The 23,978-nt window shown below is 72.5% G+C and carries 25 protein-coding genes; 21 read left to right on the top strand and 4 right to left on the bottom strand.

Annotated features, from left to right (window positions below; all coding sequences use genetic code 11):
- The first annotated feature begins 51 nt into the window (after positions 1-51).
- Genes RAN62_RS22515 through RAN62_RS22505 form a run of 3 tightly spaced genes read left to right on the top strand, consistent with a single transcriptional unit; the run spans position 52 to position 1,820 of the window.
- Positions 52-585 (top strand): hypothetical protein, encoded by a 534-nt coding sequence (locus RAN62_RS22515; RefSeq protein ID WP_305786699.1) that lies wholly within the window; start codon positions 52-54, stop codon positions 583-585.
- Between the two features lie 44 nt (positions 586-629).
- Complete coding sequence (locus RAN62_RS22510; RefSeq protein WP_305786698.1) at positions 630-1,304, top strand: hypothetical protein; 675 nt, start codon at positions 630-632, stop codon at positions 1,302-1,304.
- Positions 1,305-1,325: 21 nt separating this feature from the next.
- Positions 1,326-1,820, top strand: a complete 495-nt coding sequence (locus RAN62_RS22505) for a GyrI-like domain-containing protein (protein ID WP_305786697.1) — start codon at positions 1,326-1,328, stop codon at positions 1,818-1,820.
- On the opposite strand, the gene RAN62_RS22500 is transcribed toward RAN62_RS22505, so the two are convergent.
- A complete protein-coding gene (locus RAN62_RS22500) occupies positions 1,804-2,928 on the bottom strand; it encodes a questin oxidase family protein (protein ID WP_305786696.1) in 1,125 nt (374 codons plus the stop codon). The genes RAN62_RS22505 and RAN62_RS22500 overlap by 17 nt on opposite strands.
- Before the next feature lie 17 nt (positions 2,929-2,945).
- A complete protein-coding gene (locus RAN62_RS22495) occupies positions 2,946-3,413 on the bottom strand; it encodes a GNAT family N-acetyltransferase (RefSeq protein ID WP_305786695.1) in 468 nt (155 codons plus the stop codon).
- A gap of 38 nt (positions 3,414-3,451) precedes the next feature.
- Here RAN62_RS22495 and RAN62_RS22490 point away from each other — a divergent pair, with 38 nt between their 5' ends.
- From RAN62_RS22490 to RAN62_RS22475, 4 genes are all read left to right on the top strand, one after another.
- Positions 3,452-4,009 carry a winged helix-turn-helix domain-containing protein gene (locus RAN62_RS22490; RefSeq protein WP_305786694.1) on the top strand — a complete coding sequence of 186 codons (558 nt, stop codon included), beginning with the start codon at positions 3,452-3,454 and terminating at the stop codon, positions 4,007-4,009.
- On the top strand, positions 4,006-5,265 hold the full coding sequence (locus RAN62_RS22485; protein ID WP_305786693.1) for an MFS transporter: 1,260 nt from the start codon (positions 4,006-4,008) through the stop codon (positions 5,263-5,265). The genes RAN62_RS22490 and RAN62_RS22485 overlap by 4 nt, the downstream gene beginning before the upstream one ends.
- An 11-nt stretch (positions 5,266-5,276) precedes the next feature.
- Positions 5,277-5,492 (top strand): hypothetical protein, encoded by a 216-nt coding sequence (locus RAN62_RS22480; RefSeq protein ID WP_305786692.1) that lies wholly within the window; start codon positions 5,277-5,279, stop codon positions 5,490-5,492.
- Positions 5,493-5,562: 70 nt separating this feature from the next.
- The gene (locus RAN62_RS22475) at positions 5,563-7,197 is read left to right on the top strand and encodes a replication-associated recombination protein A (RefSeq protein WP_305786691.1); all 1,635 of its coding nucleotides are present in this window, start codon (positions 5,563-5,565) and stop codon (positions 7,195-7,197) included.
- A 1,484-nt stretch (positions 7,198-8,681) separates the two neighbouring features.
- Here RAN62_RS22475 and RAN62_RS22470 read toward each other — a convergent pair.
- Entirely contained in the window at positions 8,682-8,999 is a 318-nt protein-coding gene (locus tag RAN62_RS22470; protein WP_305786690.1) for a hypothetical protein, read from the bottom strand.
- Positions 9,000-10,193: 1,194 nt separating this feature from the next.
- Here RAN62_RS22470 and RAN62_RS22465 point away from each other — a divergent pair.
- The 10 genes from RAN62_RS22465 (at position 10,194) to RAN62_RS22420 (ending at position 20,538) form a co-directional block, all read left to right on the top strand.
- A complete protein-coding gene (locus RAN62_RS22465) occupies positions 10,194-11,105 on the top strand; it encodes a hypothetical protein (protein WP_305786689.1) in 912 nt (303 codons plus the stop codon).
- 322 nt (positions 11,106-11,427) lie between these two features.
- Positions 11,428-11,883, top strand: a complete 456-nt coding sequence (locus RAN62_RS22460; RefSeq protein WP_305786688.1) for a DUF948 domain-containing protein — start codon at positions 11,428-11,430, stop codon at positions 11,881-11,883.
- A gap of 25 nt (positions 11,884-11,908) precedes the next feature.
- Positions 11,909-12,211: a hypothetical protein gene (locus tag RAN62_RS22455; RefSeq protein WP_305786687.1), complete on the top strand. Its 303-nt coding sequence runs from the start codon at positions 11,909-11,911 to the stop codon at positions 12,209-12,211.
- Positions 12,211-14,895: an alanine--tRNA ligase gene (gene alaS, locus RAN62_RS22450; RefSeq protein ID WP_305786686.1), complete on the top strand. Its 2,685-nt coding sequence runs from the start codon at positions 12,211-12,213 to the stop codon at positions 14,893-14,895. Before RAN62_RS22455 ends, alaS begins: the two co-directional genes overlap by 1 nt.
- A 19-nt stretch (positions 14,896-14,914) precedes the next feature.
- Positions 14,915-15,376: a Holliday junction resolvase RuvX gene (gene ruvX, locus RAN62_RS22445; protein WP_305786685.1), complete on the top strand. Its 462-nt coding sequence runs from the start codon at positions 14,915-14,917 to the stop codon at positions 15,374-15,376.
- The gene (mltG, locus tag RAN62_RS22440; RefSeq protein WP_305786684.1) at positions 15,373-16,554 is read left to right on the top strand and encodes an endolytic transglycosylase MltG; all 1,182 of its coding nucleotides are present in this window, start codon (positions 15,373-15,375) and stop codon (positions 16,552-16,554) included. Before ruvX ends, mltG (RAN62_RS22440) begins: the two co-directional genes overlap by 4 nt.
- A 118-nt stretch (positions 16,555-16,672) precedes the next feature.
- A complete protein-coding gene (gene mltG / locus RAN62_RS22435; RefSeq protein WP_305786683.1) occupies positions 16,673-17,842 on the top strand; it encodes an endolytic transglycosylase MltG in 1,170 nt (389 codons plus the stop codon).
- A gap of 16 nt (positions 17,843-17,858) precedes the next feature.
- Positions 17,859-18,689, top strand: coding sequence for a shikimate dehydrogenase (locus RAN62_RS22430; RefSeq protein ID WP_305786682.1), 831 nt, complete (start codon positions 17,859-17,861; stop codon positions 18,687-18,689).
- 170 nt (positions 18,690-18,859) lie between these two features.
- Positions 18,860-20,038, top strand: coding sequence for a chorismate synthase (gene aroC / locus RAN62_RS22425; RefSeq protein ID WP_305786681.1), 1,179 nt, complete (start codon positions 18,860-18,862; stop codon positions 20,036-20,038).
- Positions 20,038-20,538 carry a shikimate kinase gene (locus tag RAN62_RS22420; protein ID WP_305786680.1) on the top strand — a complete coding sequence of 167 codons (501 nt, stop codon included), beginning with the start codon at positions 20,038-20,040 and terminating at the stop codon, positions 20,536-20,538. Before aroC ends, RAN62_RS22420 begins: the two co-directional genes overlap by 1 nt.
- On the opposite strand, the gene RAN62_RS22415 is transcribed toward RAN62_RS22420, so the two are convergent.
- Positions 20,531-21,238: a Clp protease N-terminal domain-containing protein gene (locus tag RAN62_RS22415; RefSeq protein ID WP_305786679.1), complete on the bottom strand. Its 708-nt coding sequence runs from the start codon at positions 21,236-21,238 to the stop codon at positions 20,531-20,533. The two genes, RAN62_RS22420 and RAN62_RS22415, sit on opposite strands and share 8 nt — an antisense overlap.
- 68 nt (positions 21,239-21,306) lie before the next feature.
- Between RAN62_RS22415 and aroB the strand changes: the two genes are divergently transcribed.
- The 4 genes from aroB (at position 21,307) to nusB (ending at position 23,912) form a co-directional block, all read left to right on the top strand.
- Complete coding sequence (aroB, locus tag RAN62_RS22410) at positions 21,307-22,377, top strand: 3-dehydroquinate synthase (RefSeq protein WP_438874535.1); 1,071 nt, start codon at positions 21,307-21,309, stop codon at positions 22,375-22,377.
- Positions 22,374-22,835 carry a type II 3-dehydroquinate dehydratase gene (gene aroQ / locus RAN62_RS22405; protein WP_305786678.1) on the top strand — a complete coding sequence of 154 codons (462 nt, stop codon included), beginning with the start codon at positions 22,374-22,376 and terminating at the stop codon, positions 22,833-22,835. The genes aroB and aroQ overlap by 4 nt, the downstream gene beginning before the upstream one ends.
- A 73-nt stretch (positions 22,836-22,908) precedes the next feature.
- On the top strand, positions 22,909-23,466 hold the full coding sequence (gene efp, locus RAN62_RS22400; protein ID WP_305786677.1) for an elongation factor P: 558 nt from the start codon (positions 22,909-22,911) through the stop codon (positions 23,464-23,466).
- A 35-nt stretch (positions 23,467-23,501) separates the two neighbouring features.
- Positions 23,502-23,912: a transcription antitermination factor NusB gene (gene nusB / locus RAN62_RS22395; RefSeq protein WP_305786936.1), complete on the top strand. Its 411-nt coding sequence runs from the start codon at positions 23,502-23,504 to the stop codon at positions 23,910-23,912.
- Positions 23,913-23,978: the final 66 nt, after the last annotated feature.

Below are 23,978 nucleotides of genomic sequence, written 5' to 3'. Positions count from 1 at the left end.
GCGATCACCGCTCGTTACGTTGCGGGTCAGCAATCGTGATGAGGGGGATCGATGTCCGAGGAGACCTGGCTGGCCGCACGCCTGATTCCCACGTCGGGAATCAACGGGGCCGCCGAACAGGAACGACGCGCCACGTCGGCGCTGCTTGCCGTCATGAGCTCGGTGCGCGAGTTCGGGCGCGCCCTCACCCAGCGCTTCGGAGCGCCGGCCGGGCAACTGCAGACCTACATCGAGGTGCCGTTCCCGCACGGCGACAAGCAGTGCATCCCGGACGGGCTGATCCGGGTGTCGCGCGGCCGGCGCCAGTGGACCGCGCTGGTGGAGGTCAAGACCGGCGGTAACGACCTGGAGACCGACCAGCTCGAGCGCTATCTCGACGTTGCTCGTGATCACGGCTTCGACGCCCTCATCACCATCTCCAACCAGATCCCGCCCGTGCCGGGCCAGCACCCGACGGCTGTCGACAAGCGGAAGCTCAGAAGGGTCGCCCTCCACCACCTGCCGTGGAGCGAGATCCTCACCGAGGCGGTGATGCAGAAGGAATACCGGGGGCCGCGGAGATCGCCGGGCGCTTCGACGCGCTGATCCGCTTCGCATGCCTGAAGCTCGGCCGTCAGCTGGGCACCGAGGTGGTTCCCGCCCTGAGCCGCAAGGAGCTGGCCGAGCCGGCGGTCCGCACGCAGGCTCTGGCAACGCAGCTGGTCACTACGGGCACCATGGCCGCGGGCATCCGGATCCCCGGTGCGGTCGGACCGCTTGTCGTCACCGCCGATCTGCGCGCCGGACGCGTCACTTGTCAGGTGGACGTCGACGCGCCGAAGGAGGGTAAGCCGACGACGCGGGTCAACTGGCTGGTGCGGCAGCTGCGAAACGCGCCCGACACCTGCCGGGTGGAGGCGTTCGCGTTGCACGCGCGCGGGGCCGGCCACACCGAGCTGCTCAAGGTGGTGCGCGAGAGACCCGCGGCGATCCTCGGTGACCCGGCGAAGGAGCTGAAGAACTTCCGCGTCGCGCAGTCCGCGGCCGCGGGGACGAAGCGGGGTGCCGGGCGGGGTGGGTTCATCGACTCCGTGCTCGGCGCGGTCGACGACTTCTACGAGCAGGTGTTGCAGAATCTGAAGCCGTGGATGCCCGCGCCGCCACGGTTGCGGTCGCTCGAGGAGACCGCGCCGCCGGTCGAAGCGGTCGCTCCGAGCCTGGTGTCGACGGCGATCTCCTCGCAGGACGGTCCGGAGCGGTCCGTGGCGGCTCCTGAGCAGCGGGCTCCTCAGCAATCGGCTCCCGAGCCGCAGGCGCTGGAGTGAAAGCTCAGGCACACTGAGGCCATGCTGGGAGAGCCGTCCATCGTCGAGCGGCCCGCGCAGGTTTATGCCGGGCGGCGGGAGTCGATTGTCATGACCGAGTTTGCCCGGGTGGCGGATCATCTGCCCGGGATGTTCGGGTGGCTGGGGGAGCGGGGTGTGACGCCCGTCGGGGCTCCCTTCTTCCGCTACCGGGTCATCGAGATGGCGGCCGAGCTGGTGGTGGAGGCCGGGATTCCGCTGGCGGCGCCGATCGAGGTGGCGGAGCCGGTGTTCGTGGACGAGGTGCCGGCCGGGCGGTACGTGACGCTCACGCACATCGGGCATCCCGACGAGCTCGTGGGGGTGACGGCCGGGTTGCTGGACTGGGCGCGGGAGCGCGACCTGATCTGGGACATGACGCCGACGCCGACCGGGGAGGTGTGGACGGCCCGGCTGGAGGTGCTCATGACGAATCCGGCCGAGCAGCCCGACATGCATCAGTGGGAGACGGTCCTGCTGTTCAAGCTCGCGGACTGATCAGTTCGGTCGCGTGGCGGGCGGCGGTGAGCAGGGCGGGGTCGGGGGCGCGGGTCCAGGCTTCGACGGCCGCGTCGGCGAACTTGATGGCGTGCGCGTCCCCCGAAGCGACAGCCTCGTCGAGGACCGCTTCATGGGAGAAGGACGCCGCGTCGGGAGAAAAAGCAACGTCGTGCGAAAAAGTCGCGTCGGAGGAAAAAGCAACGTCGTGCGAAAACGCTGCGTCGCGGGATGAAGCAACGTCGTGCGAAAAAGCGGCGCCGGGCGGCTCCGGCACGGCGGGAGAATAGGCCGCCGTCACCGCGGCACAGGCGGCCCACGCCGCCGCGAGGCTCGGGGCGTGCAGGGCCACGGGCAGGGCGGGCAGCGTACGCAGCACAGCCGCCGGCGCGGTCGCCGCGTGCACCATCATGACCGGCTCCCCGTACCCGTAAAGGGTGTGGCGGCGGACGGCGGCCGCGACGACGGCAGCCAGCCGGTCCCGCACCGGGCCGTCGCCCGGGATCGCGCCGGCGGTGGCGGGCCAGCCGGGGAGGTCGGCGAGCTGGGCGAGCCGGTTGCGGATGCCGAGGCGCTGGTCCGCGATCGCCGGTACGGCATCCAGCGCCGCCCGCGGATCACGGCGGCCGTAGGGCCCGTGGCCGGCCGGGGCGAGCGGCTGCCAGCGCGCGGCCCAGTAGGCGAGCCCCTGACCCAGCTCGGCCACCCGGGGCGCGGTCTCCTCGGCGAGCAGCGCGCGGACAGCGTGTCCGACCCGGATCACCCCGTGCGTGGCGCCGGCGGCGATGCCCGGGAGCAGCCGGGGCCACCACGTCGCGAGCACGTCGCGCCAGGGGGCTTCCCCGATCTCCCGGTCGAAGTACGCGATCCAGTCCCCGGTCCGCACCGGGTCCCCGAGCGGGTCGCGCCACTCGTCGCGCGCGATCGGGGCGATGCCCCGGGGCGCGTCCGTCAGCAGGTCGCGATAGCCGTCGACCCAGCGCGGCACGAGATCTTCGCGGCCGTGGCGGGTCAGCGCCTCGGCGGCCATGGGGGCGTGGTTGGACAGCCAGCCGTTGCGCTCGGGACCGGTCCGGCGCAGGGAGACAAGCACTTCGTCGTAGCTCATCCGCCGACTGTCCAACCTCACCTCGACGTGAGGTCAAGCCTCATCGCGGGGTCGGATGTGCGACGGAAGCCGAGCGACTCGTAGAGCCCCAGGCCCTCGGGCGACGCGCGCAGGTCGATCTTCGTCACGCCCCGGGCCGCGTACCACTGGAGCAAGCCCTCCATGCAGGCGCGCGAGTAGCCGCGGCGGCGGTGTTCCGGGTGCGTGGCGACGCTGTAGACATACCCGACCAGGCCCGACGGGTTGCGCGGGCCGGGCAGCCGCTCGTCGACCGCGCCCACGACGGAGGCCGCGAGCCCCGGGCCGCCGGGCGCGTCCACGACGAAGGCGGCCAACGTGTCCCCGCCCAGCTTGGCGCGCAGATGCGAAGCGCCGGCGGCCTGCCACGGGCCGTCGGTGACGTCGTCGCCCATCGAGGACAGCAGGACGGCCCGGAGGCGCATCAGTTCGGCGGCATCGGCGGGGACAGCGGCTCGGGCAATCATGGTTGCACAATATCTGTGCACAAGTATTGTGCATAGCCATGGAAGTGCATCTCTCCGGAAAGCAGATCCGGGTGCTGGCCCACCCGCTGCGCGCCCGGCTGCTCGGGGCGCTGCGGCTCGGCGGCCCGGCCACGGCGACCAAGCTCGCGGGTCAGCTCGGCACGAACACCGGCGCGACCAGCTACCACCTGCGGCAGCTCGCCGACGTGGGCCTGGTGGCGGAGGACGCCACGCCCGGGCGCGGCCGGGAGCGGTGGTGGCGCGCCGCGCACGAGTCCAGCAGCTGGCAGAGCGACGACTTCGCCGGCGACCCGGACGCGCGGGCCGCGGCCGAGTGGATGCAGAATTTCTGGCTGCGCCGCTTCACCGAGCAGGCCGAGGCGTGGCACCGCAACCAGGGCAACGACTCGAAGGAGTGGCGGGCCGCCGCGAACTTCTCCGACTACTGGCTCGAGCTCAGCGCCGAGCAGCTCGAGGCGCTCACGGAGGAGGTCGACGCGGTGATCGAACGCTATCGCGCCCTGCCGCCCCCGGCGGACGCTCGCAAGGTCAACTACTACGTGTACGGCTTCCCGCGTCAGGCGGACGGGTCATGACCGCCCGGCAGGCTCTCCGGCGCTTCCTGATCCTGACCGGGCTGCGCTGGCTGCCCGTCGGCCTGATGATCCCGGTCGGCGTGCTGCTGCCCCTCGACCGCGGCCTCACGCTGGCCCAGTGGGGTTCGGCGGCGGCGTTGCAGGGCTTGATCGTCCTCCTCCTGGAGCTGCCGACCGGCGGACTCTCCGACGCCATCGGCCGCCGTCCGGTGCTGATCATCGCCGGCGTGGTAGACCTCGCGGCGCTGAGTCTGCTCACCTTCGCCGACACCGTGGCGATGTTCACCCTCTACTTCGTGCTGCAGGGCGTCTATCGGGCGCTGGACAGCGGGCCGCTCGACGCCTGGTACGTCGATCATGCCCTCGCCGCCGACCCCGAGGCCGACTTCGAGACGGGCCTCGCGCACAGCGGCACGGTGGTCGGCGTGGCCATCGGCGCGGGCGCGCTGCTCACCGGTGGTCTCGTCGCGTGGGGCCCGCTCGGCCTGACCTTGCCGGTCTACGTCGCGCTGCTGTGCCAGCTCGTGGCCCTGGCCGCCGTCGTGGTGCTGCTCACCGAGGACCGCCCGGCCCGCGGGGTGGTCGCGCTGCTTGCTTCCGTACGCGGTGTGCCCGCGGCCGTGGCCGGCGCGCTCGGCCTGCTCCGCCGTTCCCGCGTGATCGTCGCGCTGATCGCGGTCGAGCTGTTCTGGGGCTTCGGGATGGTCGCCTTCGAGAGCCTGACCCCGGTCCGGCTGGCCGACGTGCTGGGCGATGCCGACCGCGCGTCCGCCCTCATGGGACCGGTCGGGTCGGTCGCGTGGCTCGCCTCGGCGGCCGGGGCGGCGCTCATTCCCTTCCTCGTACGCCGCATCGGGGCCCCGTGGACCGGCTTCACGTTGCGTGTCGTCCAGGGCGTCACGGTGGCGGGCATGGCTCTCTTCGCCGGGCCGGTCGGGGTCATCGCGTCGTTCCTGGTCTGCTACGCCGTGCACGGGGCCTCGTCGCCCGTACACATGGGACTGTTGCACCGGCAGGTCGAGGGACCCTACCGGGCGAGCCTGCTCTCGCTGAACTCCATGGTGGCCATGCCGGCCGGCTCGGTGGGCATGATCGTGCTCACGGCGATCGCCTCCGGGGCCTCGCTCGTGGCCGCGCTGGCCGTCGGAGCGGTCGTCCTGGCCCTGGCGGCTCCTCTCTACCTGGTCGCGAGGCGTCCTCGGTTTGCCGCCGAGCCTCAGGGGGGTATCAGCACCGCAGTGCTCTCACCCCCCTGATGGAGGCCATCATGCTCGCGATCGCCGCGGCAGTCGTTTTCGGCATCTACCTGCTGCTCGACCTGTTCGACGTGAAGACCAGCGATCTCTTCAACTTCCCGACGTTCGCGTCGCTCGGACTGCTGCTGCTGTCGCTCTACCTGGCCGGCGTGGGCAGCGGCCCGCGGGCCGGCTCGGGCGGCGGCAGCGGCCGCCGCTTCTACGGCCGGCGCCCGGGTCGCGGCTGACGATCGTCCCCCGGCCCGCTCTTTCGGTGCATTTCCGGCACCGGAGGGCGGGCCGGTACTGTTTCTGACGATGGAAACCGACGGACTTTTCACGCTGGGTCTCTCCGAGCCGCCGGCCCCCGCGCCGTCCGCCGGCTCCGAGGTCCCGCGCTATTCCGTCGACTCGCCGCTGCCCGTCCGGATGCGCCCCGCCGGCCTCGACGAGCTGGTCGGCCAGCAGCACCTGCTCGCCCCCGGCGCGCCGCTGCGGCAGCTGGTCACCGGCAGCAGCCCGATGTCGGTCATCCTGTGGGGCCCGCCCGGCACCGGCAAGACCACGATCGCGCACCTCGTCGCCGGGGCCACCGACCGCACGTTCGTGGCGATGTCCGCGCTGACCGCCGGCGTCAAGGACGTGCGCGCCGTCATCGACACGGCCCGCAACGAGCGGCGCCGCGGGGGCCCGCCGACCGTCCTCTTCATCGACGAGGTGCACCGCTTCAGCAAGACCCAGCAGGATTCGCTGCTCGCCGCCGTCGAGGACCGCACGGTGACGCTGCTCGCGGCGACCACCGAGAACCCGTACTTCTCGGTCATCTCGCCCCTGCTCTCCCGCTGCGTGCTGCTCACCCTGCACGCCCTCGACGAGCAGGACGTCCGCGGCCTGCTGCGCCGCGCGCTCATCGACGAGCGCGGCCTGGGCGGCGCGGTCACCCTCACAGCCGAGGCCGAGGACCATCTCGTACGCCTGGCAGCCGGCGATGTCCGCAAGGCGCTCACGGCGCTCGAGGCGGCGGCGGGGTCGGCGCAGGCCCAGGGCGTGACCGAGATCGATCTCTCCACCGCCGAGAAGGCCGTCGACGTGGCCGCGGTCCGCTACGACCGCGACGGCGACGCCCACTACGACATCGTCAGCGCCTTCATCAAGAGCATGCGCGGCTCCGACCCCGACGCCGCCATGCACTATCTGGCTCGCATGCTCGTCGCCGGTGAGGACCCTCGCTTCATCGCGCGCCGCATCGTCATCTTCGCCAGCGAGGACGTCGGAATGGCCGACCCGCAGGCGCTGCTCGTGGCCTCGGCCGCCGCGCAGGCCGTCCAGAACGTCGGACTCCCCGAGGCCGGCCTCAACCTCGCCCAGGCCGTGATCCACCTGGCCACGGCACCCAAGTCCAACTCCGCCACCACCGCCCTGTCCGCCGCGATGGCCGACGTCCGCGCCGGCCGCGGCGGCCCGGTCCCGCCCCACCTGCGCGACGCGCACTACCAGGGCAGCAAGGGCCTCGGCCACGGGCGCGGCTACCGCTATCCCCACGACGACCCCAGGGGAGTTGTGAGGCAGCAGTACGTGCCGGATGATCTGACCGGCGCGGAGTACTACCGTCCGACCGAGCACGGGGCGGAGCGTGCTCTCGCGGAGCGCTTGCCTCGCTTGCGCAAGATTGTCCGTGGGGGTTCCGCTCCCGCGGGTTCGTCTTCGCGTGGGGCCGGGGGTTCGGCTTCCGGGGGTTCGGCCTCCGGAGGTTCGGCTTCCGCGGGTTCGGCTTCCGGGGGCTCCGCTTCCGCGGGTCCGGGCTCCTCGCGAGACGCCGGCGGGGTGGAAGGAGTAGCTTCGTCGGCTGGCAGCTCCGGCGGGCCGGGCCGGAGCACGACGAAGGGCGCCACCTCCGACGAGGCGGCGCCGGGCGACGACAGCGGCGCAGCCGCCGGGGAGGACCAGCCGTGAGCAGGCGCGGTGCCGACAGGCCCGACGACCACGACGAGCAGCGCCCGGACCAGACCGGCCGCGGCCGCCGTCTGTTCGGCCGCGCGCGCCCGGAGCCGGTCGAGCCCCAGGAGCTCCCCCGCGAGGAGACCGGCTGGCTGGACGACCTCCGCACCGCCAAGCAGCAAGCCGGCGCCATCGGCCCGGGCGCCGCCCCCGGCGAGGCCCGCCTCAGCAAGAGCGGCCGCACCGCCCCCGGCCCCGACGACCACCCCGGCGACGACGACCCCTTCCCGCCCCTCCCCACCTCGGCCCCGCCCGCTGCTCCGGCCCAGCCGGGCCAGCCCGCCCCCCAGCGCCCCGCCGCCGCAGTCCCTCCGCGCCCCGCCGCTGGAGCCGCGCCGCCCCCCGCCGGAGCCTCGCCGCGCCCTGCCGCTGGAGCCGCGCCGCACCCTGCTGGAGCCGCGCCGCGCGCCGCCGGAGCCGCGCCACGGCCTGCCGCCGGTCCGCCGCCGGGCCAGGCCCCCTCCGCGCGCCCGGTGTCCGGTCCGCCGCCGGGTCAGGCCGTGCCGCCGCGCCCCACTCCCAGCCCGCGCCCGGCCCCCGGGACGCCCGCCGCCGGACGTCCGGCCCCGGGCCAGGCGATGCCGCCCGCCCCCGGCCGAGCCGTCCCTCCCGGCCGCCCCGCGCCGGGCCAGACCTCCGCCGCCCGTCCCGCTCCTGGTCAGGCCTCAGCCGCCCGTCCCAGTCCTGGTCAGGCCCCTGCCGCCCGTCCCGCGCCGGGCCAAGTGTCGGGCGCCCGTTCCGCGCCGGGTCAGGTGTCGGGCGCGCGATCCACCCCGGGGCAGGCGCTGCCGCCGACCGGTCGCATGCAGCCCGCCGACCCCCGCGAGACCTCAGGTCCGATTCCGCGCCCGACGTCCGGCCCCGGTCAGCGTGACGTGTCCGGTCCGATTCCGCGCCCGACCTCCGGTCCCGGTCAGCGTGACGTGTCCGGTCCGATTCCGCGCCCGACGTCCGGGCCGGGGCAGCGCGACGCCTCGGGCCCGTTGCCGCGCGGAGCCGCCGGCGGTCCCGGACAGGGCCGCCGCCAGGTGTCCCCGGGAACCTACGGTGCCCGCCCCGACGCCGGCCGCCCCGACGCCGGCCGCGCCGACGCCGGCCGCGCCGACCCGGAGACCTCGGGTTCGTTCCCGGCGTTCGGCAACCCCTCGGGTGCCTATCCGACGCTGGACCCTCCGTCCGGGTCGTACCCGGCGGCGGGCTACCGGTCGGGCTCCTACCCGACGGTCGGGCCGGCCTCGGGCGTACCCGCCTCCGGCAACGCCCCCGAAGTCCCCGGCGTCCGCCACGGCGGCGTGCCCGGTCGCGCCGATGACCAGCCCTTCCGCGGCGAGCGCCCGGGTGCCCAGCCCCCGCGTGGTGAGCGCACGGGCGGACGCCACGGCGCGCCCGAGCAGGGTCCGATGCCCGGCCGCCCGGTGTCGCCGAGCAGCCGTCCCGTGTCACCCACGGGCCGCGCGGCCCGCCACCACAGCCCGGACGACGCCGATTACACGGGCGGCTTCCGGCGCGGTGATGCCGAGCACACCGGCGGCTTCGCGCGTGGCGAAGGTCAGCACACTGGTGGCTTTGCGCGTGGTGAGGGTCAGCACACGGGCGGCTTCCGGCGCGATGATGCCGAGCACACTGGTGGCTTCGCGCGTGGTGAGGGTCAGCACACCGGCGGCTTCCCTCGCGTGGACGGCGAGCGCACCGGCGGCTTCCGGGCGCGTGATGCGGGAGGTCGTGACGCGGGAGGTCGTGACGGCGGGGGGCGTCATGGGCGTCCCGAGGCCGGCGACGGTCGTGAGTCCGACGGTTCCGCGCCCAGGTCGGATGGTTCTGCGCCCAGGTCCGGTGGTCCCACGCCCAGGTCCGGTCCGCCGGCTCCGGCTGGTCCCGCGCGCGCTTCCGCCGCTGTGGTGCCCCCGGTCGTGCCGGGCCGTGAGGGAGTGCGGACGCCGGCGCTTCCCGGGCGGGCCGGGGCCATGGCCGGGACCTCGTCCGGGGTGCTCGGGTCCACCGGTCAGCTGCCCAAGATCGGCGATGCTCCCCAGGCCGGCGGCCGCGCGTCGGTGCCCGGAACAGCCCGGGGCAGCGGTCGCGTGCCCCGCCCCGGCCAGCCCGCCGACTCCCGCCAAGGCCAGCAGCCCGGCTCTCGCACCGGTCAGCCCGCCGACTCCCGCCAGGGTCAGCAGCCCGGCTCTCGTCCTGGTCAGCCCGGCGACCCCCGGCAGGGTCAGCAGGACGGCCCGCGGCAGAACGATCCGAACGACCAGGAGCAGCACACCGGCGGCATCAACCGTACGGGTGCGGTTGCGCAGAGCCGTACAGCCGGGATGCAGGCCGGACGGGCCGCGGCCGCCATTCAGGCCGCCCGCGGCGCAGGTGACGGCCGGACCGGCGCGGTGGCCAAAGCGGCAGCCCCCGCGGCCGGGAAAGCAACTCCCGCGCCCGGAGCACGCCTTGGTCAAGCGACTCCGGCCCCCGGCCCGGGCGCGGCCGGAACAGCGTCCCCCGCGCTCGGGACAGCCGCCGCCGGGAGAGCCGCCCCGGTCCCCGGCGCAGCAGCGGCCGGAAAAGCGACACCGGTGGCCGGCAAGGCGACTCCAGCGGCCGGCGCAGTGAGCCCGGCGACCGGGGCAGTGAGCCCGGCGACCGGCGCCGCGAGCCCTGCGGCCGGAACAGCGACCCCGGCGGCGGGGAAAGCCATTCCCGCGGCCGGTAAAGCCACTCCGGCAGCCGGTAGAGCGAACCCGGCAGCCGGGAAAGCCACTCCGGCGGCCGGCAAGGCATCCCCGCCGGCCCCCGCCGGACCGGTGTCAGGCACGGCAGCGGCCGCCGCAGTCCCGGTAGCAGGATCAGCGATTGCCGGATCAGCGGCAGCCGGGAGAGCCGCAGCCGGAGCCGGAGCATCCGGAGCAGCGGCAGCCGGAGCAGCGGCAGCCGGAAAGGCAGCAGCCGGAGCAGCAGCCGTGGCCAAGGCCGCAGCCCCTGTGGCCAAGGGCGGCGCGGCAGTGGTCCCCGGCCGGGGCGCTGCGGACTTCCCGGGCGGTGACGCCGCCGATGCCCCCGGGCGAGGCAGTGCCGCCATCCCGGGACGGGAATCCGGCGAGGTCAGCGGCCGCATCCCCACGGCGGTGGGAGCTCGCTTCGGCGGCTCCGAGGCGGACGCCGGCGAGACGTCCGAGCGGGAGGAGCCGGCCGGCGGGCTCAAGGGCGCGCGGGGGGAGTTGCGCCGGAGGATGCGGGCCAAGCGCCGTCTGCGGGTGCTCACGCTCGTCTCGCTCAGTGTTGTCGTACTCGGGCTGTTGCCGTTGATCTTCGGGTTGCAGTCGCTGACGCGGGACCCGGTGTTCAACTCGCTGGACGCGCTCAGCGTGCCCGGGTGGGCCGACAAGGACGTGGAGGACCGGAGCAGCGGCAGCCGGTGGTGCTTCCTGGACTGCAGGTTCCGCGAGCGGGTGGTGCAGTCGCAGAAACCCTTCGACCAGACCGATCAGGCGTACGCCGCGGCGCTCAAGCAGGCCGGTTGGGCTCCCCGCAGCGGTGAGTGCACCGATCAGCCCTCGACCGACGGGAAGTACACCTGCTGGACGCGGGACGAGTTCACTCTGGACCTGTGGGTGCGGGAGCCCGAGTGTGCCGTGGACGCCCGGGCGGCCCAGGATCCGTCGGTGCTGCCTTCGGTGGGACCCGATGGGGTGGTACCGACCGCGGATCCGAAGACGTGTGTCGGGTCGACGGTCAGTATCAAGGTGCAGAACGCCGTCACGGACTCGCGGGGCAAGCCGCAGCCGGCCGTGGACCCGTCGCTGATCGGGGAGACGCCGGATCCGGTGCCGGCCGACGATTCGCTCCTGGATCCGACGCCGACGCCGTCCTGAGCCCAAGGAATGAGCCCGCAAAGAGTGGGCCCGTCCAAGGAGTGAGCCCGCAAAGAGTGGGCCCGTCCAAGGAGTGAGCCCATCCGAGGAGTGAGCCCGCCCGAAAGTGAGCCCGGCCGCGGCCGAGCAGCGACGCCGGGCTCAGGAAGCAGGCCGGGCCGAGGTCAGGGAGCGGCCGCCGGCCGGAGCCGGAAGGGCGGTCGCCGGCCGCGGTCGGAGACGGGCCGGCTCCGACACCGCCGCCGTCGTGACGCGGAGCGCGGTCACGGACGGTAGGGTCTGCACGTTGTCGTGATGACCCGGTCGTAAGGAGACGCGTGTAATGAGTGGCGGAGAAATCGCTGGCCTGATCGCGGCGGGCGCGTTCCTGATCCTGGTCGGGGCGTTGATCGTGCCGATCGTGAAGCTCGGGCGCACGGTCGATGCCGCGACGAACGCGATCAACGACCTCAACGACCGGACCGGCCCGCTGCTCGGCGGCGTGACCGAGACGGTGCACAACGTGAACGCGACGCTGGGTCAGGTGCAGGTCTCTTTGGACGGTGTGAACATCCAGCTGGCGAAGATCGACACGATGACCGAGCACGCGCAGAACGTGACGGCCAACGTGGCCAACCTGGCCACCGTGGTGTCCGCCGCCGCCGCGAACCCGCTGGTCAAGGTGGCTTCGTTCGGCTACGGGCTGCGCAAGGCGGCGGCCGCCCGCCGGCACGCCGAGGACGAGCGCGAGGTCCGCGCCACGCTGAAGAAGAACCGCCGCGCGGCCCGCACCCGCTGATTCTGACGCAGGAAGAAGAGACACCATGAAGCGGTTGCTCTGGCTGGGCGTCGGCCTGGCCGTCGGCGCCATCGTCGTGCGCAAGCTGACGCAGAAGGCGAACGAGTTCACCCCGACCGGCATCGCCACGTCGCTGTCGGAATCCGCTGGCGGGCTCGTGGAGTCGCTGCGTAGCTTCGTGGACGACGTCCGCGAGGGGATGGCCGAGCGGGAGCAGGAGATCCACGAGGCCTTCGCCGCGGGCGAGCTCTACGAGGACAAGTTCGCCGAGCTGCGGGAGGACCCGCAGCCGGGGTCACAGGGGCGGCACGCCCAGGAGGGTCACTGATGAAGACGGCGGAGATCAAGCGGCGCTATCTGGCGCATTTCGAGGCCAACGGGCACACGGTCGTGCCGAGTGCCCCGCTGCCCGCTATCGACGACCCCAACCTGCTGTTCATCAACGCGGGCATGGTGCAGTTCGTCCCGTTCTTCCTGGGGCAGCGCACGCCGCCCTACCAGCGCGCGGTGAGTGTGCAGAAGTGCATCCGCACGCCGGACATCGACGAGGTCGGCAAGACCAGCCGGCACGGCACGTTCTTCCAGATGAACGGCAATTTCTCGTTCGGTGACTATTTCAAGGCCGAGGCGATCCGGCTGGCGTGGACGCTGTCGACGAACCCGGTCGCCGACGGCGGCTTCGGGCTGGACCCGGAGCGCATCTGGCCGACGGTCTACTTCGACGACGACGAGGCGTTCGAGCTGTGGCGCGCGATCGGCGTGCCGGCGGAGCGGATCGTGCGCCGGGGCAAGGCGGACAACTACTGGTCGATGGGCATCCCGGGCCCCGCGGGGCCGTGCTCGGAGCTGTTCTACGACCGCGGCCCGGAGTACGGCAAGGACGGCGGCCCCGAGGTCGACGAGGACCGGTACATGGAGTACTGGAACCTCGTCTTCATGCAGAACGAGATCACCGACGTGAAGAGCAAGACCGACTTCACGGTCGTGGGTCCGCTGCCGAAGCAGAACATCGACACCGGCATGGGCCTCGAGCGCATCGCGTCGATCCTGCAGGGCGTCGACAACCTGTACGAGATCGACGAGGTCAAGCCGATCCTCGACCGTGCGGCGCAGCTCAGCGGCAAGACCTACGGCGCGCACTCGGGGCACGTCGCGGGCGAGTCGCACCCCGACGACGTACGCCTGCGGGTGGTGGCCGACCACGTGCGGACCGCGCTGATGCTGATCGGCGACGGGGTGACCCCGAGCAACGACGGCCGCGGCTACGTGCTGCGCCGCATCATGCGCCGGGCGATCCGGGCCATGCGGCTGCTCGGCTGGGAGGGCGCCACCTTCCCCGAGCTGCTGCCGGTGGCGCGGGACTGCATGGCGCCGTCCTACCCGGAGCTGGCGGAGGAGTTCGGCCGCATCTCGACCTACGCGTACGCGGAGGAGGAGACCTTCCTCACGACGCTGCGCCAGGGCACCACGATCCTGGACACCGCGCTCGCGGACACCAAGAAGTCCGGCGCGGCCAAGCTGAGCGGCGACAAGGCGTTCCAGCTGCACGACACGTACGGCTTCCCGATCGACCTGACCCTGGAGATCGCCCAGGAGCAGGGGCTCGACGTCGACCAGGAGGGCTTCCGCCGGCTGATGGCCGACCAGCGGGCCCGGGCGAAGGCGGACGCGAAGGCGCGCAAGACGGGTCACGCGGACCTCAGCGCGTACCGCAATCTGCTCGACCAGGGCGGCCCGGTGGAGTTCACCGGCTATCAGGAGGTCTCGCGCGAGTCGCGGGTCCGGGGCCTGATCGGCAGCGGCGGCGCGGGTGTCGACGCGGCGAGCGAGGGTGACTATGTCGAGCTGGTGCTCGACACCACGCCGTTCTACGCCGAGGGCGGTGGCCAGCAGGCGGACACCGGCCTGATCAACGTCGGCGGCGGGCAGGTCGAGGTCGTCGACGTGCAGCAGCCGATCCCCGGCCTGATCGTGCACAAGGCGCGGGTCGTCCGGGGCGAGGTGCGCGCGGGCGAGGCGGGCTTCGCGGAGATCGACGTCACCCGGCGCAAGGCGATCTCCCGCTCGCACACGGCGACGCACCTGGTGCACCAGACGATGCGGGCGTTCCTCGGCGAGTCGGCGACCCAGGCGGGCTCGCTGAACGCGCCGGGCCGGCTGCGCTTCGACTTCAACACCCCCGGCGCGGTGCCGCCGAGCGTGCTGCAGGACGTCGAGCAGCAGGTCAACGAGGTGCTGCTGCGGGACCTCGAAGTGCACGCGTTCATCACCTCCCAGGAGGAAGCGCGCCGGCTCGGCGCGATGGCCCTGTTCGGGGAGAAGTACGGCGACGAGGTCCGCGTGGTTGAGGTCGGTGACTACGCGCGTGAACTTTGTGGTGGCACGCACGTCGCCCGCTCCGGCCAGCTGGGCCTGGTGAAGATCCTCAACGAGCAGTCGGTCGGCTCCGGCGTCCGCCGGGTCGAGGCGCTCGTGGGCATCGACGCGTTCGGCTTCCTGGCCAAGGAGCACCTGCTGGTCAGCCGGCTGTCGGAGCTGTTCCGGGTGCCCGGCGACCAGGTCGCGGACCGGGTCGAGCAGACCGTCACGGCGCTGCGCGACGCGGAGAAGGAGCTCGAGAAGATGCGCGCGCAGCTGGTGCTGGGCGGCGCGTCGGCGCTCGCGGGGCAGGCCAAGGATCTGCGGGGCGTGGCGTTCGTCGGGACGGAGGCGCCCGAGGGGGCGGCCACCAACGATGTGCGTACCCTGGCCCAGGAGATCCGGGGCAAGATCGACTCCGCGCGGCCGGCGGTCGTCGCGGTGGCGGCCCGGGCCAACGGCAAGGCGTCACTGATCGTGGCGGTCAACGCGGCCGCGAAGAGTCGCGGGCTGGCGGCGAACGACCTGGTCAAGGGCGCGCTGTCCGGCCGGGGTGGCGGCAACGCCGACCTCGCGCAGGGCGGCGGCGTGCCCGCTGACCAGGTGCCGGTGCTGCTGGCCGCGGTGGAGAAGGCGGTCGGGGAGGCCGCCTGAGAGGAGGAGGGGTGGTCCGATGAGCGCGCCCACGCGGGGTAGGCGACTGGGCGTCGATGTCGGTAAGGTGCGCGTCGGGGTCGCAATGAGTGACCCTGACGGGATCCTGGCCACCCCCCTGGTCACGGTGCCCCGTGACATGGGGGCGGCGCCCGACGCCGTCCCCGGCGACATAGCCGAGCTCGTTCGTCTCGTGGGGGAGCACGAGGCGGTGCAGATCGTCGTGGGTCTCCCGGTGCGCCTCAACGGGCGCGAGGGGGATGCCGCGATCGACATTCGTGCGTACGCTGATCGGCTGGCACGGGCGGTCGGGCCCGTCCCCGTCGTGCTGACGGACGAGAGGATGTCGACCGTGGTCGCGTCCCGCAGGCTCGCCGAGCGGGGCGTGCGCGGGAAGCGGCAGCGGGCGGTCGTCGACCAGGCGGCCGCGGTCGAGATCCTGCAGAGCTGGCTGGACGCACAGCGGAGGCGGACAGGATGATCGACGAGCTGGACCAGGCGTTCGACGACCAGGGCGTCGACAAGACCAAATCGCGGCACCGGAGAAAACGCAGCGGCGCGGGCAAGACGGCGATCGCGTTCGTCATGGTCTTCGCGCTGCTCGGCGTGCTCGGGCTCGGTGGCTATCTGGGCTACGAGAAGGTGCGCGGCTTCTTCACCGCGGCCGACTACGACGGCCCCGGCACCGGCGACGTCACGGTCGCGATCAAGGAGGGGTCGATCACCGAGATCGGCAACACCCTGGTCGAGGTCGATGTGGTGAAGTCCACAGCCGCCTTCATCGACGCCGCGGAGGCCAACCCCAAGGGCAGCTCGATCCAGCCCGGCACCTACAAGCTGAAGAAGCAGATGTCGGCCGAGAGCGCCGTCGCGATGCTGCTCAACGGCAAGTCGCGCGTGGTCAACGGCGTGACGATCCGGGAGGGCATGTACGCGAACCAGGTGTTCGCCGAGCTGTCCAAGAAGACGGGCGTGCCCGTCGCCGACTTCAAGAAGGCGGCCAAGGACCCGGTCGGGCTCGGGGTGCCGGACTTCTGGTTCAACCGCACGGACGGGCAGAAGGTCACGAAGTCGATCGAGGGCTTCCTCTTCCCCGAGACCTACGAGTTCCCGCCCAAGGGCACCGCCGAGGAGTATCTCGGCATCATGATCCAGCACTTCCTGCAGGTCACGGACGAGATCGGCTTCGTGCAGAAGGCCGAGCAAGACCGCAAGATCAGCCCGTACGAGGTGCTGACCGTCGCCTCCCTGGCCCAGGCCGAGGCCGGCAACAAGGACGATCTGGGCAAGGTGGCCCGCGCCGCCTACAACCGCCTTTACGTCGGGTCGCCCGAGCTCGCCTGCAAGTGCCTCGAGTACGACGTCGGCATCAACTACTACTACCAGCTCACCGGCAAGAAGACGAAGCCGTCGAAGGACATGACGACCGCCGAGCTGCGCAGCGAGAAGAACCCCTACCGCCTGCACGGCAAGGAGGGGCTCACGCCGACCCCGATCAACAACCCGGGCAAGGCGGCGCTCGAGGGCGCGCTCGAGCCGCCGAAGGGCGACTGGATCTACTTCGTGGCGATCGACAAGCAGGGCCACTCGGCCTTCGCCGCGACGCTCGCGGAGCACAACCGGAACATCGAGAAGGCCAAGGCGGCCGGCATCCTCTGACTCCCGCGGCGGCCGTGGGAACGTTTCCACGGCCGCGAAGGGGTGCCGATCGGCGCCGGCGGAACGTACTCTGTTCGGCTGAAGCCCGCGTCAGACGGACCAGGCGGAGGCAGACGAGATGATCGACGAGCTGGATCTGGCGTTCGACGACGATCAGGCCGACAAGACGAAGCCCCGGCACCGGCGCCGGGGCGGCGGCCGGACGGCGATCGCCTTCCTGCTGGCCTTCGTGCTGCTCGGCGTGCTGGGTGTCGGCGGCTACCTGGGCTACGAGAAGGTCCGTGGCTTCTTCACCGCCGCGGACTACGACGGGTCGGGCGCCGACGCCGTCCAGGTCGTGGTCAAGGAGGGGTCGATCACCGAGATCGGCAACACCCTGGTCGAGGCGGACGTGGTGAAGAGCACGGCGGCCTTCATCGACGCCGCGGAGGCGAACCCGCGGGGCAAGAACATCCAGCCGGGCACGTACAACCTGAAGAAGCAGATGTCGGCCGACAGCGCCGTCGCCCTGCTGCTCGACCCCAAGGCCCGGGTGGTCAACGGCGTCACGATCAACGAGGGCTGGACGACGCTGCAGGTCTACGACGCCCTGTCCAAGAAGACCGGCATTCCGGTCAAGGACTTCCAGACGGCGGCGAAGGACCCCAAGGCGCTCGGCGTCCCCGACGCGTGGTTCACCCGGCGCGACGGCAAGAAGGTGTCCGGCACGGCCGAGGGTTTCCTCTTCCCGGACACGTACGAGTTCCCGCCGAAGGCCACCGCCACGGAGATCCTGTCCACGATGGTGAGCAAGTTCGTCGAGACGACGACCGAGCTGGGCGTCGTGGACACCGCCGAGCAGAAGATGTCGATCTCGCCGTACGAGGCACTGATCATCGCGTCGCTGGCGCAGGCCGAGGCGGGCGTCCCCGGGGACATGGCCAAGATCGCCCGGGTCGCGATCAACCGGGCGTACGTGAAGAAGATGCCGTTGCAGTTCGACGTGACCACGAACTACTGGCTCACGCTGAACAGCAAGGGCGCCAAGCACTCGGGCAAGATGACCACGGCGGAGCTCGAGGACCCGAAGAACCCGTACACCACGGAGCTCAAGGTCGGCCTGCCGCTCGGCCCGATCAACAACCCGGGCCAGCAGGCGCTGGAGGCGGCGGTCAACCCGACGCCGGGCGACTGGCTGTTCTTCGTGCTGGTCGACCCGAAGACCAAGGTGTCGGCCTTCGCGGTCACCAACGCCCAGCACGACGCGAACATCCAGAAGGCCTGCGCCAACGGCGTCCCCCTGTGCTGACCACTACGCTGTCGTCGTGACCGTCAAGCATCGGGCCGCCGTGTGCGGCAAGCCGATCGGGCATTCGCTGTCGCCCGTCGTCCACGCCGCCGGATTCGCGGCGGCCGGCCTGCTCGACTGGTCCTACACGGCCTTCGAGTGCGCCGAGTCGGAGCTGCCCGCGCTGGTCGCGGGGCTCGGCCCGGAATGGGCCGGCCTCTCGCTGACCATGCCGCTCAAGGAAGCGGGCCTGGCGCTGGCCCAGGAGGCGTCGGCGGTCGCGGTCGCGACGGGTGCGGCCAACACTCTGGTACGCCGGGACGACGGCACCTGGTTCGCCGACAACACCGACGTCCCGGGCATGGTCCGGGTCCTGCGTGACGCCGGCCTGCCCGACCGCCCGCATGTCACCGTGCTGGGCGGGGGCGGCACAGCGCGCGCCGCCGTGGCCGCCGCCGCGCAGCTGGGCGCCGCCCAGGTCACTCTCGTCACCCGCCGCCCCGAGGCTCGGGCGGAGCTCGCTCCCGTGGCCGCGGCGTTCGGGGTGGCCCTGACCGGCGCGAAGTGGCCGGACGCGGCGGAGCACTGCACGGCCGACGCGGTGATCTCCACGGTGCCCAAGGGTGCGGCGGACACGCTGGCGCCGCGGATCGCGTGGAAGCCGAGCACGGTGCTGTTCGACGCGATCTACGATCCGTGGCCGACGCCGCTCGCCGCCGCGGCCGCCGCTCAGGGCGTACCCGTGGTGTCCGGTCTTGATCTGCTCCTGGCCCAGGCGCTCGGGCAGTTCGAGCAGTTCACCGGCGTGGTTCCCGCACCCGAGCGGGCGATGCGCGAGGCCCTGGCCGCGGCGGCCAGCGTCCGCTGAGGCGGAAAGCGGCGGCGCGGGAAAGCGGCGCGGGGAAGCGGCGCGAAAGGCGGCAGCGCGGAAAGTGGCCGCGTGAAAACCGGCGCGGGGAAGCGGCGGCAGGCGTCCGCTGATCGGGACGGCCCCGGCCGCCCGGCGGGCGGTGACGAGACCGTGACACACTTTGCCTCGTGTTGCGCTGGCTTACCGCAGGGGAATCTCACGGACCGGCGCTCGTCGCCCTGCTGGAGGGCGTGCCCGCCGGTGTGCGGGTGACGAGCGAGGACATCGGCCGCGATCTCGCGCGCCGCCGTCTCGGCTACGGCCGCGGCGCCCGGATGAAGTTCGAGCAGGACGAGATCGAGATCATCGGCGGCATCCGGCACGGCGTCACGCTGGGCAGCCCCGTCGCGATCCGCATCGGCAACTCGGAGTGGCCGAAGTGGCGCACGGTGATGGCCGCCGACCCGGTCGACCCCGACGAGCTGGCCGCGCAGGCCCGCAACGCGCCGCTCACCCGGCCCCGGCCGGGGCACGCCGACCTGGCCGGCATGCAGAAGTACGGGCACACCGACGCCCGCCCGATCCTCGAGCGCGCGAGTGCCCGGGAGACCGCGGCGCGCGTGGCCGTCGGGGTGGTCGCCAAGGCGCTCATCAAGCAGGCGCTCGGCATCGACGTCGTGTCGCACGTCATCGAGCTGGGTTCCGTGGCGGCGAAGGCGGGGCTGATCCCCACGCCCGAGGACGCCGAGCGCATCGACGCCGACCCGTTGCGCTGTCTCGACCCGGAGGCCAGCGCGCGCATGGTGGCGGAGGTCGACGCCGCGAAGAAGGACGCCGACACGCTCGGCGGCATCGTCGAGGTGCTCGCGTGGCACGTACCCCCGGGCCTGGGGTCTCATGTGCAGTGGGACCGCAAGCTGGACGCCCGCCTGGCCACCGCGCTGATGTCCATCCAGTCGGTCAAGGGCGTCGAGATCGGCGACGGCTTCACGCAGGCCCGGTCGCGCGGCTCGGTCGCCCATGACGAGATCGTGCCGACCCCCGAGGGCGTCAAGCGCATCACGGACCGTGCCGGTGGCCTCGAGGGCGGCATCACGAACGGTCAGAATCTGCGGGTACGCGCCGCACTCAAGCCCATCTCGTCGCTCAACCGGGCGTTGCAGACCGTGGACGTCGTGACGGGCGAGGCGACCACCGCGATCAACCAGCGCTCGGACATCACGGCCGTGGCCGCCGGCGGCGTGGTCGCCGAGGCGATGGTCGCGCTGGTGCTGGCCGAGGCGGCCACGGAGAAGTTCGGCGGCGACTCGGTCGCGGAGATCCAGCGCAACCTGGCCGGTTACCTCGACAGTCTGCTGATCCGCTGATGGCGCCCGTCGCGGTGGTGGTGGGCCCGCCCGGCGCCGGCAAGACCACGGTCGGTCAGGCGGTGGCCGCACTGCTGGGCGTGGACTTCGCCGACACCGATCACCTGATCGAGGCGGCGGCCGGCAAGCCGATCCCCGACATCTTCATCGACGAGGGCGAGGTCGCCTTCCGCGCGCTGGAGAAGACCACGGTCGCCGGCGCGCTGGAGACCTTCGGCGGCGTGCTCGCGCTGGGCGGGGGCGCCATTCTCGATCCGGGTACGCGAGACCTGCTGCGCCCGCACAAGGTGATCTTCCTGTCCGTGGAGCTGCCGGACGCCGTCAAGCGGGTCGGCCTCGGCGCGGGCCGGCCGTTGCTGTCGGTCAACCCGCGGGCGACGCTCAAGTTCCTCATGGACGAGCGCCGCCCCCTGTACGAGTCGGTCGCCACGCACACGGTCAAGACCGACGCCCGCGAGCCCGCCGACCTGGCCACCGAGATCGCCGGCCTGCTCAGCTGACGCGCTGCTCCAGGGCCTCGATGCGCCGGATCAAAGGCGACAACTCCGCGCGTACGGCCGCCAGCACCTGAGGCACGTCGGCGGTGGCCGTGGCGTCGCGGCCCCGGGCGTACCCGGTCAGCACGGCGGCCACCGCCCGGCGGGTCGCGCGGCCGTCGGCTCCGCGATCGCGCAGCAAGCGTCCCGCCCCGCCGTCGGGCTCGGCGCTCAACCCGATCAGCAGGTGCTCGCACCCGACGTAGTTGTGGCCGAGCCCGGTCGCCTCGGTGACGGCCAGCTCCACCGCGTTGGCCGCCGCCGTGCTGAACCGCAGACCGCCGCCGCCGGGGCCGGGCTCCGCCGCGTCCGGCTCGTCGAGGGCCACCGGATCGATGTCGAGGGTGTGCAGGATCTGCAGGCCCAGGTTGGCGCCCTCGGCGAGCATGCCGCCCAGCAGGTGACCGGTGGTGACAGTCTCGGCGCCGGCCGCGCGGGCCCGGTTGACCGCGAGGCTCAGGACCGTCACGGCGCGGGCGGTGAAGTGTGGCAGCTGCCCGGCCAGGGCGGCGGGGTCGAGCTCGTCGAGGACCGTGCGGCGGATCGTGGTGATGCGGCGCACGGCCTGCTCCAGCGCGCGCTGGCAGATGGCCGACACCGGCACCTGGGCGTCGCGGACGGCGTCGGCCAGGTCGTCGGGCAGGTACACGTTGATTTTGGGCATGCGTCAGGTGTAACCCGTCTGGGGTTAGCTGTCTATAACCCCATTTCCGCAGGACTAGGATCAGGCCCGTGGTGACACGCATCCCGGTGGCCGGGGACCGGCCCTATGACGTGCTCGTGGGTCGCGATCTGCTCGGGTCCTTGCCCGGGCTGGTGGCGGGGGCCGCGCGGGTCGCGGTGCTCCATGCCGCCCCCCTCAAGGAGCGGGCCGAGGCCGTGGCGGGGGTGCTGGCGGAGGCCGGGCTGCGCCCGCTCCCGATCGAGGTGCCCGACGCGGAAGCCGGCAAGACGGTCGAGGTCGCGGCGCGGTGCTGGGACGAGCTGGGGGCGGCGGGCTTCACCCGTACGGATGCTGTGGTCGGCGTGGGCGGGGGAGCGGTGACCGACCTCGCGGGTTATGTCGCCGCGAGCTGGCTGCGCGGGGTGCGCTGGGTGCCCGTCTCGTCGTCGCTGCTCGGCATGGTCGACGCGGCCGTGGGCGGCAAGACCGGGGTGAACATCGCCGCCGGCAAGAACCTGGTCGGGGCCTTCCACCCGCCCGCCGGCGTGCTCTGCGACCTCGACGCGCTGGCCACGCTGCCCCGCGCCGACCTGGTCGCCGGGCTGGCGGAGGTCGTCAAGTGCGGCTTCATCGCCGACCCGGTCATCCTCGACCTCGTCGAGGGCGATCCCGCGGCCGCCGCCGACCCGGCGAGCCCGGTGCTGCGCGAGCTGGTCGAGCGGGCGATCCGGGTCAAGGCGCGGGTGGTCGGCGAGGACCTGCACGAGTCGGGGCTGCGCGAGATCCTCAACTACGGGCACACGCTGGGGCACGCGATCGAGAAGCGCGAGCGCTACCGGTGGCGGCACGGGCACGCCGTGGCGGTCGGCCTGGTCTATGCGGCCGAGCTGGGGCGGCTGGCCGGGCGTCTCGACGACGCGACCGCCGCCCGCCACAAGGCCGTCCTGTCGCGGCTCGGCCTGCCGGTCTCCTATGCCGCCGACGCCTGGGAGGAGCTGCTGCCGGCCATGCGGATCGACAAGAAGGCCCGCGCCGACACGCTGCGGTTCGTCGTCCTCGACGGCCTGGGCGCGCCCAACGTGCTCCCGGTCGCCGACATCTCCCTCCTGACCCGGGCCTACGCGGCGGTGGCGGCGTGAAGGTCTACGTGCTCAACGGGCCCAACCTCGGCCGCCTCGGCTCGCGGCAGGTCGACGTCTACGGCCTGACCTCCTACGCCGATCTGGTGCGGCTCTGCGAGGCGACCGGCGCCGAGCTGGGCCTCGACGTGGAGGTGCGGCAGACCGACGCCGAGCACGAGATGCTCGCGTGGCTGCACGCCGCCGCCGACGAGGAGGCCGCCGTGGTGCTCAACCCGGCGGCGTGGTCGCACTACTCGATCGCCGTGCGCGACGCCTGCGCGCTGCTGCGGGCGCCCCTGGTCGAGGTGCACATCTCCAACATCCACGCGCGGGAGGAGTTCCGGCACCACTCGGTCGTCTCCGCCGTGGCGACCGGCGTCATCGCCGGTCTGGGGGTCGACGGCTACCTGCTCGCGCTGCGGCACATCGCGGGACGTCAGCGCCCCGATTCGTCGCCTGGCGTGTCGCGCCGGTAAACTCGGTCGGTCACCTCCGCGTGTCACCTCACGTAGCGCTCAATTCGGTATCGCTTCAATCACAGGGCAGGACATGGCTTCCACCAACGACCTGAAGAACGGCCTGGTGCTCAACCTCGACGGCGAGCTGTGGGCCGTCGTCGAGTTCCAGCACGTCAAGCCGGGCAAGGGCGGGGCGTTCGTGCGCACCACGCTGAAGAACGTCCTCTCCGGCAAGGTCGTGGACAAGACCTTCAACGCCGGCACCAAGGTCGACACGGCGACGGTCGACAAGCGGACGATGCAATACCTCTACCAGGACGGCGAGGACTTCGTCTTCATGGACCTGGACACGTTCGACCAGATCACCGTGCCCGGCGGCACGGTGGCGGAGAACGCCAACTACCTGCTCCCCGAGGCCGAGGCCACCGTCGCGACGCACGAGGGCGTGCCGCTCTACATCGAGCTGCCGACCAGCGTCTTCCTCGAGGTCACCTACACCGAGCCGGGCCTGCAGGGTGACCGCTCGACCGGCGGCACCAAGCCCGCCACGGTCGAGACCGGCGCGACCGTCCAGGTCCCGCTCTTCATCACCACGGGCGAGAAGATCAAGGTCGACACCCGCGACGGCCGCTACCTCGGCCGCAGCTGAGGTTCCGGTCCATGGCTGAAGGTCCCAAGACGCAGATGCCCGCGCGCCGCAAGGCGCGCAAGCGGGCTCTCGACGTGCTCTACGAGGCCGACCTGCGCGACCTCGCGCCGGGCGCGGTGCTCACCACCTATCTGGCCCGGATCGCCCAGCCCCGGCCCGACCACATGGACTACACGGTCGGGCTGGTGGAGGGCGTGGCCGAGCACCTCGACCGGATCGACGAGCTGATCGCGAGCTACGCCGAGGGCTGGACCATCGAGCGCATGCCGGTGGTCGACCGCAACCTCGCCCGCATCGCGGTCTACGAGCTGCTCTACCTGCCCGAGATCGACGACGCCGTCGCGATCAGCGAGGCCGTCGAGCTGGCGCGGCAGATGTCCACCGACGACAGCCCGCGCTTCCTCAACGGCATCCTCGGCCGCATCGCCGAGTTCGCGACGCGCTGAGACATGCGCTGAGATCCGCGTCTTCGCACGCCCCCTGGCCGGCGCCGGGGGGCGTCCGCCGTTCCT

It is taken from the genome of Symbioplanes lichenis, assembly GCF_030709675.1.
Lineage (GTDB): Bacteria > Actinomycetota > Actinomycetes > Mycobacteriales > Micromonosporaceae > Actinoplanes > Actinoplanes lichenis.
Note: the sequence above shows the minus strand (reverse complement) of the source record. Positions and strands in the feature narration are given on the sequence as shown.

Coding starts and splice junctions, on each gene's coding strand:
- RAN62_RS22500 (WP_305786696.1), bottom strand. CDS start 2,928: ATGAGCTACGACGAAGTGCTTGTCTCCCTGCGCCGGACCGGTCCCGAG.
- RAN62_RS22485 (WP_305786693.1), top strand. CDS start 4,006: ATGACCGCCCGGCAGGCTCTCCGGCGCTTCCTGATCCTGACCGGGCTG.
- RAN62_RS22470 (WP_305786690.1), bottom strand. CDS start 8,999: ATGACGCCCCCCGCCGTCACGACCTCCCGCGTCACGACCTCCCGCATC.
- ruvX (WP_305786685.1), top strand. CDS start 14,915: ATGAGCGCGCCCACGCGGGGTAGGCGACTGGGCGTCGATGTCGGTAAG.
- RAN62_RS22495 (WP_305786695.1), bottom strand. CDS start 3,413: ATGATTGCCCGAGCCGCTGTCCCCGCCGATGCCGCCGAACTGATGCGC.
- RAN62_RS22475 (WP_305786691.1), top strand. CDS start 5,563: ATGGAAACCGACGGACTTTTCACGCTGGGTCTCTCCGAGCCGCCGGCC.
- RAN62_RS22460 (WP_305786688.1), top strand. CDS start 11,428: ATGAGTGGCGGAGAAATCGCTGGCCTGATCGCGGCGGGCGCGTTCCTG.
- mltG (WP_305786684.1), top strand. CDS start 15,373: ATGATCGACGAGCTGGACCAGGCGTTCGACGACCAGGGCGTCGACAAG.
- mltG (WP_305786683.1), top strand. CDS start 16,673: ATGATCGACGAGCTGGATCTGGCGTTCGACGACGATCAGGCCGACAAG.
- RAN62_RS22515 (WP_305786699.1), top strand. CDS start 52: ATGTCCGAGGAGACCTGGCTGGCCGCACGCCTGATTCCCACGTCGGGA.
- RAN62_RS22490 (WP_305786694.1), top strand. CDS start 3,452: ATGGAAGTGCATCTCTCCGGAAAGCAGATCCGGGTGCTGGCCCACCCG.
- RAN62_RS22415 (WP_305786679.1), bottom strand. CDS start 21,238: ATGCCCAAAATCAACGTGTACCTGCCCGACGACCTGGCCGACGCCGTC.
- RAN62_RS22455 (WP_305786687.1), top strand. CDS start 11,909: ATGAAGCGGTTGCTCTGGCTGGGCGTCGGCCTGGCCGTCGGCGCCATC.
- RAN62_RS22420 (WP_305786680.1), top strand. CDS start 20,038: ATGGCGCCCGTCGCGGTGGTGGTGGGCCCGCCCGGCGCCGGCAAGACC.
- alaS (WP_305786686.1), top strand. CDS start 12,211: ATGAAGACGGCGGAGATCAAGCGGCGCTATCTGGCGCATTTCGAGGCC.
- nusB (WP_305786936.1), top strand. CDS start 23,502: ATGCCCGCGCGCCGCAAGGCGCGCAAGCGGGCTCTCGACGTGCTCTAC.
- RAN62_RS22480 (WP_305786692.1), top strand. CDS start 5,277: ATGCTCGCGATCGCCGCGGCAGTCGTTTTCGGCATCTACCTGCTGCTC.
- efp (WP_305786677.1), top strand. CDS start 22,909: ATGGCTTCCACCAACGACCTGAAGAACGGCCTGGTGCTCAACCTCGAC.
- RAN62_RS22505 (WP_305786697.1), top strand. CDS start 1,326: ATGCTGGGAGAGCCGTCCATCGTCGAGCGGCCCGCGCAGGTTTATGCC.